Raw genomic sequence first — 6,202 nt, forward strand, 5'->3', positions numbered from 1 at the left:
GAAAAAATGACCGGAGAAGCGAACGGTCCATCCGCTGTCCTGAGTTGTCACCTGTTCGCCATCAGCCTTACATTTGCCATAGCTTTGCCACTTCCATATTGGGAGAAGGAATCCATATGACGAGAGACCCTCAACGCTTGTCCAGAAGAACCCTGTTGAAGCGCGGAATGGGCATCTTCGGCTTGTTGGCCGGGGGCCTCATTAGCTCCTCCAGCCTTGCAGAAATGCTCAAAGAACCCACTCCGCATCAATCCCTGGGACCCTTTTTCCCCGACGAGGGAGACCCGATAGATGAAATTCGCGAAAACCACGCCATCGGCCTACCCATTAGTCAGGCGAACGATCAGGATCTCACGTTCGTCAAAGGGCGCAGGGGAAAAGCCAAGGGGCAGGTCATTTATCTGAAAGGAAAAGTCCTGAGCGCAAAAACCGGAAAGGCCATACCGCACACGGTGATCATCATGTGGAGTGCCTCAGCCTCCGGCCGATACAACCACAAAAAGGATGACGGTATGTTGGAATTCCCCCATCCCATGACCGGAGAAATCATACACCGGACCTACGATGCGTATTTTCAATACTGGGGACGAGCAGTCTCCAATGAGCAGGGAGACTATTGGTTCAAAACCATTGTTCCCGGCTTTTATCCCATCGATCTGGAAGCCGGACTGTACCGCCCGTCCCACCTGCACTTTCAACTGTTTCCGCCCGAGCATCCGACACTGGTCACACAGCTCTATTTCCGGGGCGACCAAATCCCCAACAATGAACTGAACCAGAAATTACTCCCAAGGGATGTGGTCATTCTGGATGCGGGGCTCACAACAATCGATTTAGAGAGGGTGATCGTGGACTATGCCCCGGACGCATCGGGAGAGATGTCGGATGGCTTGGTCGGTCATTACGATTTTCTGGTGCCAACCTGAAGGAACCAGGATTTTTCTGAAAAGATTCTTTGGTGCAAGACCGCCTAGATCCGGTCGGGAAAATTCGAAATAATTCCATCGACTCCCAGCCGCTTCATCCGTGCAATATCATCAGGCTCATCAACGGTATAAACAAACACCTTGATGTCTTTCGCTTGAAGCCCCTGCACAAGCGAAGACGTCACGGTGTTCAACGCCAATCCCGCATGAGTCGCTTGAGCGTTGGTGGCAAAGGCCGTGGAATGGATAGGCGCGTCTTCGATTAACGCCAATGTGAGCGCATCTCTCATCAGCCTTCTCACGGTTAACAGTTCCTCATGAAAAAAGGAGGCGTAAATCACTGCCCCATGAAAATCAGCCTCCTGCACTTTCGCACACACGTCAGAGGCAGTTCCCCTTACCTTTAGCTCAATCATGGCACCTGCCCGCCCACTGAGACAGGCGAGAGCTTCTTCAAGGAAAGGAATCCTCTCACCTCCTCCCGCATCCAATTCCCGAAACAGGCTTAGCGACAATTCTTCAATTTTACCCTCCCCGTTTGTCGTCCGGTCGACCGAATCATCATGAAGGAGCACCAGGGTTCCATCTGCCGTTCGCCGGACATCAAACTCGACCATGTCGACACCATATGTGATCGCCAGGTCCAGAGCAGCCAGCGTATTCTCCGGCGCATGCCCCGCCGCACCCCGGTGTCCGATCCGAAGAGGATTCCGTGCCCGATTAGTCTGCATGGTCATATGAATGGAACTTTTCTGAGCTGGCAACACAATACGTAAGAGGGGGCACATTAGCCGTGAGTGAGGATAATGCCGAGAGCGACCACAACGCCGCCACCCATGGCGGCCAGACTGTAGGGGCGGTCTTCCCGCTCGGCTAAGGGCAGAAGATGCGTGGCTCCCACATACACAAACGCCCCGGCTGATACCGCCAGGAGTGCGCCCAGGACGGTCGCATTGATCTGATGGATCATGGGGATGGCCAACAATGTCCCAATCGGTGTGGTGAGCGCCGCGGCCAGAAAGGCCCAGAGCCATGACTTTTTGGGAGTGAACCCGCTGCGAAGTAACAATACATAGGTGACAATTCCTTCCGGAAACTCATGCAAGACCATACCGATACCCGCTAAGGTTCCGGTTAAGACACTGACGCTAAATGTGATGGCATACACGACCCCGTCCAATGTCGAATGCAGGCCGATACCAAGCAGAGGAATCAGTCCAATGGCGGTATCGGGAGTACGATCGCAGACATAGGCATGAATGAACCGGTTGATGAGGTGAAAGGCCAGATAGCCCGCCAGCAAATACAGGGGCGCCTGGTCGTTCATATGAAAGGCATGAGGAATGATATGGAGAAAGGCTACCGAGATCAGCACGCCTGCTGCGAAACAGGAAAAATACGTGGCATTGTATTGTCCCCATGCTCCGAACCGACGAATGACATAGAGACCTGTGGTCGTGACTCCGGCCGCGAGGAGACTGGCCAGGATGGCATAACCGTAATGTGTATTTGTCATGAAGTCGGATCACTTATGGAATGATTGTGGGAAAATACCTGTTAACAGCCGGCAGGTCTGACACATTCAGGCAAGAATTCTAGTCTTTACCCGGAAGAGAAACAATATTGATTGCAGAAATTTCCATCAATTCTCCAAACGAAAGACTTGATGGCATTTCACGCAAGCATGAATGGTTTCCTCGAGATGAGGGAGAATCTGCTTGAGGTCTTTGGTCGGGATCACTGCGCCCAGCGCTTCCGCAGCCTGATGATGTGCCATCGCCAACTCATGGTATTCCGGCGGGAAGGTAGCTCCTTGCTCACGCTGCATGGCCACATGGTGTTTGGCGAAACCCAGCTCCTCACGTGTCAGGGTAGCCGCCCCGGCAAAATCTTCTCGCCCTAATGCGCCGACAATGGCATCAATGGCTTCAAGATGCTCTCGCATAGTCAACTTCAACCCTTCTTTGGCAGGAGGAGAAAGATCCAACGTCATGCGATTCGCTCCCGACATTTTCGGCATAGCAGGCTCGCCTGTGTGTGAGGCATGATGATCCATCTCGGCGTTTGAGAAACCAACGCTCACGCCCAAAATCACCATGCTAACCATTCCCGCGCAGGCCATCCACCGCTTCACGGTTCTTTCACTTTTCATGATTTAGCACCTCCAGTGGGTCGGAACCTTTCGATTGAATGGTGTTATTGGGTCTGTTGAAATAAGCCGCCAGCGGCGTTCTCGCCATTTTCCCGTGCTCACGTACGCAGCGTATGCTCCGCGCGTAAAAACGGCTGCGGCCTTGCTGGACGGACTTTTTTGAACCGACCCAGAGCCTTTGATGAGTAATCTAATTCTGGGCAAATTTACTTGTGAACATCCTTATTATTCAACACTCCCTTATTGGGCGAGTGGCTGCTTAATGCTGACTGCCCCACGCAAGTCTCCGGCTTGATAGCCCGTGGCGGCATCAAAGGGGTAATGCTGCTTTAATATGGTCCTGATCGATTCCGGCATCGTCTCTACCGGCCCATGACAGAGCAGACACTTAGGCTGGAGGGGAATGGCCATCATGAAACGGTAGTATTGTCCTCCCGGTTCTGACACCACCTCCCCATGACTCATCCCGGCGAACGTTTCCCCCTTTGCGGCCCGCGCGGTAAATCCTTCGAGGACGTGCTGTTCCCACGCATCCGGCATGCCGAGCAATGGATTCCGCACGCGTGTTCCCACGCGAGTCACCCGCCACCCGTTTTCACGGGACAAGCGGTTGGCTATTTCCGGCGCTAACTCCGCACAGACCTTGATGGCCTCCATCGGGCCACCTTTCGTCATTTCCCGGGTCATCGCCTCACCCAACTCTTTCATGAATGCACCAGTGACCTTCACAGCAGCCTGTTCCCGTTCGCCGGTACCGGCCGTGGCGGACTCCGTGAACAATACCAAACCTGTGATCACCACACCGAGCAACAGACCACATGAATGGAAGATATCTCTGGCAATCATACCGGCCTCCTCTTGATGGGATCCTTCGGTTTATTGAGAGCATGCACATTCACACAGGATGTTTACGGTTTCAGGGAGCGGAGGTAGGCCAGGAGATCTGCAAATTGCGCTTCATCTAGGGCTCCTTCAAATCCTACCATTGCGGTGCCTGACCGACCGTTCATGATCACGGCCTTAAGATCAGCGTCAGACTGAGACTGGGTTTGTTCACTGGCCAGATTGGCGGGAGGAGGGTTTAAGTATCCACCCACTTCCCCGTCACCTTTTCCGTCTAATCCGTGACAATGGCCACAAGACTGTCGATACAAGGCTTTGCCTTTTTCGATATCGGCGGCTTCGGCAACAGCGAGTCCGGCCATCATGATTCCTATGACAACCCCTACCCACAGGATGAAACCATCCTTTTTCTGTTTTCCGGATTTCACCCGATCTACCCGTTTGATCATCTCTCACCCTCCTCGACCACCCCTGTGATGATTATTTGAATGTCATCATGTACGCCGTGATGGCATAAATATCCTTTTCCGGAAACGCAGGATTGGGAATATACGCTCCGCTCTGTGGAACAAAGTCATCGGGGTTTAGATTGAAGCGATACACCCAATCGGCCTGGAGACGATTCCCCATATTGACCAAAGACGTACTGGACGTCCCACCCGTATAGCCACGCCGGTTGTCTGCCGGCGTCCAATGGCAATTCTGACAGGCATGCTCACGATAGAGTTGCTCGCCCCGCGCGATTTCGTCCGGTGTGCCCGGTTTCATGATGCCTTCGGTGATTCTCGCATCTTTCAGCGTGCTCAAAAAATCAGCTGCCTGCTCCGCTTCACCAGATGACAGCGCAAGATGCCGCCTTTTGCGTTTGAATTTGAAATCGTAGCCGACCGGATAGAGTTTTTCTTTCGGATTTTCCAGCCAGGCCACTAACCAGGCTCGTTGATATTTATTCCCCGCCCAGATCAGGTCAGGCGCTTCCTTTGTGGAGCGCGGCATCGGCGCACCCTGAATTCGATGGCACCCCACACAGGTGGATTGTACGATCTGTTCTCCCTTACCTGGGAATTGAGCCGCTCCAGCGGGCAGAACCATTCCAAGGAATGCCCAGGTCAGAAACACCCCCCCATTGATGATTTCACATCTGGCAAGGCGATCGAATCCAAAATTTTTCAACCTTCCCCCTTTGCCTTGATTTGCAGATATTCCGTTATCCACCTTCCTGATGCCACAGGCTATTCCTGCTTTCTCAGTTCATGCCACCACCCATAGGCCCCTCACCCATATGCCCGCCTTTCATGCCTCCACTACCCATGTACCCATCTTCGGCATTTGGATCCTGATGCATTCTGCCTTTTCCATGTCGCATGGGTTTCTTACCATCTTTTATGGGTTTTTCTTCCGATGAGAGAATCGCGCCGGTTTGGTGATCCACCTTGATTTCCATAAGTTTGCCACCCTCGGTGGCAATTTCTACTTCCCAAAAAGCCTGATTCTCCTCTGCTTCAAACTCAGCTTCTAACACCGTTCCTGGCACATGGGCGTTGGCTGCGGCAATGGCCTCAGTAATCCCAATCGGAGCAGCTTTGGCTTTCGCCATCTTGTCCTGGAGCTCACCATCACCGAGTCCAGTTTGTTGGTCAGCCATGGCCATGGCTCCGGATTGGTTACCATGCCCTTCCCGGCCATTGCCTTGTTTCATCATCATCCCTTCTCCGCGGTGTCGCCCTCCACCTTCATGACCTCCGCCTCCGCCATGTGGTCCTCCGGAAAAACTTTCCTCATATTGCATCACGGTCCAAATCTCTTCATCCGAAAGCATTCCACCAAATGGAATCATCCCGGTCCCCGGCGATCCATATTTGATCACCCAAAAAATTTCCCCTTCAGACCGATGTCTCCAAAACCCATGCGACCGGAATACACGAGCCGGGGGGTTGAGAGTCGCCGCACCTGGGCCATCGCCGCGTCCACTCACTCCATGACAGTTGACGCACCCACCTTTCCCTTCATAGATCGATTTACCTTTTTCGATAATGTCCGATGAGGACGGCAACGGGCTCTGCAGCGCTCTGGCTTCAGCCAGCTTGTCCGCAGGGACCCGCGGCTTCATCATCTGTTGGTGCCCATGTTCTTGTGCCAGCACAGGGGATCCACTCACCACCAGCGCTAAGATGAGTCCACTCGCCCATTGAAATGCCTGTTTCATTGTTCCTCCTTGTGTCTTCCCTTCTATGCATCCGACAACCACACGAGGCTCATACCAACTCCATCATATGAACCC

Annotated in this window: 8 protein-coding genes; 1 reads left to right on the plus strand and 7 read right to left on the minus strand. The window is 53.2% G+C overall.

The window, feature by feature from the left end; all coding sequences use genetic code 11:
* The first annotated feature begins 116 nt into the window (after positions 1 to 116).
* Positions 117 to 926, plus strand: coding sequence for a hypothetical protein (locus H6750_17175; GenBank protein ID MCB9776042.1), 810 nt, complete (start codon positions 117 to 119; stop codon positions 924 to 926).
* Positions 927 to 970: 44 nt separating this feature from the next.
* Here the strand turns inward: H6750_17175 and H6750_17180 are convergent, their stop codons facing one another.
* The 7 genes from H6750_17180 to H6750_17210 form a co-directional block, all read right to left on the minus strand.
* Complete coding sequence (locus H6750_17180) at positions 971 to 1,663, minus strand: glycerophosphoryl diester phosphodiesterase (protein ID MCB9776043.1); 693 nt, start codon at positions 1,661 to 1,663, stop codon at positions 971 to 973.
* Positions 1,664 to 1,713: 50 nt separating this feature from the next.
* Complete coding sequence (locus H6750_17185) at positions 1,714 to 2,442, minus strand: ZIP family metal transporter (GenBank protein ID MCB9776044.1); 729 nt, start codon at positions 2,440 to 2,442, stop codon at positions 1,714 to 1,716.
* A gap of 126 nt (positions 2,443 to 2,568) precedes the next feature.
* Complete coding sequence (locus H6750_17190) at positions 2,569 to 3,078, minus strand: cytochrome c (GenBank protein MCB9776045.1); 510 nt, start codon at positions 3,076 to 3,078, stop codon at positions 2,569 to 2,571.
* Between the two features lie 240 nt (positions 3,079 to 3,318).
* A complete protein-coding gene (locus H6750_17195; GenBank protein MCB9776046.1) occupies positions 3,319 to 3,924 on the minus strand; it encodes a DUF3365 domain-containing protein in 606 nt (201 codons plus the stop codon).
* A gap of 62 nt (positions 3,925 to 3,986) precedes the next feature.
* A complete protein-coding gene (locus tag H6750_17200; GenBank protein ID MCB9776047.1) occupies positions 3,987 to 4,370 on the minus strand; it encodes a cytochrome c in 384 nt (127 codons plus the stop codon).
* Positions 4,371 to 4,401: 31 nt separating this feature from the next.
* Positions 4,402 to 5,094: a c-type cytochrome gene (locus H6750_17205; protein MCB9776048.1), complete on the minus strand. Its 693-nt coding sequence runs from the start codon at positions 5,092 to 5,094 to the stop codon at positions 4,402 to 4,404.
* Between the two features lie 73 nt (positions 5,095 to 5,167).
* Positions 5,168 to 6,127 (minus strand): c-type cytochrome, encoded by a 960-nt coding sequence (locus H6750_17210; GenBank protein MCB9776049.1) that lies wholly within the window; start codon positions 6,125 to 6,127, stop codon positions 5,168 to 5,170.
* Between the last annotated feature and the right edge of the window lie 75 nt (positions 6,128 to 6,202).

The sequence above is a fragment of the Nitrospiraceae bacterium genome, from assembly GCA_020632595.1.
Lineage (GTDB): Bacteria > Nitrospirota > Nitrospiria > Nitrospirales > UBA8639 > Nitrospira_E.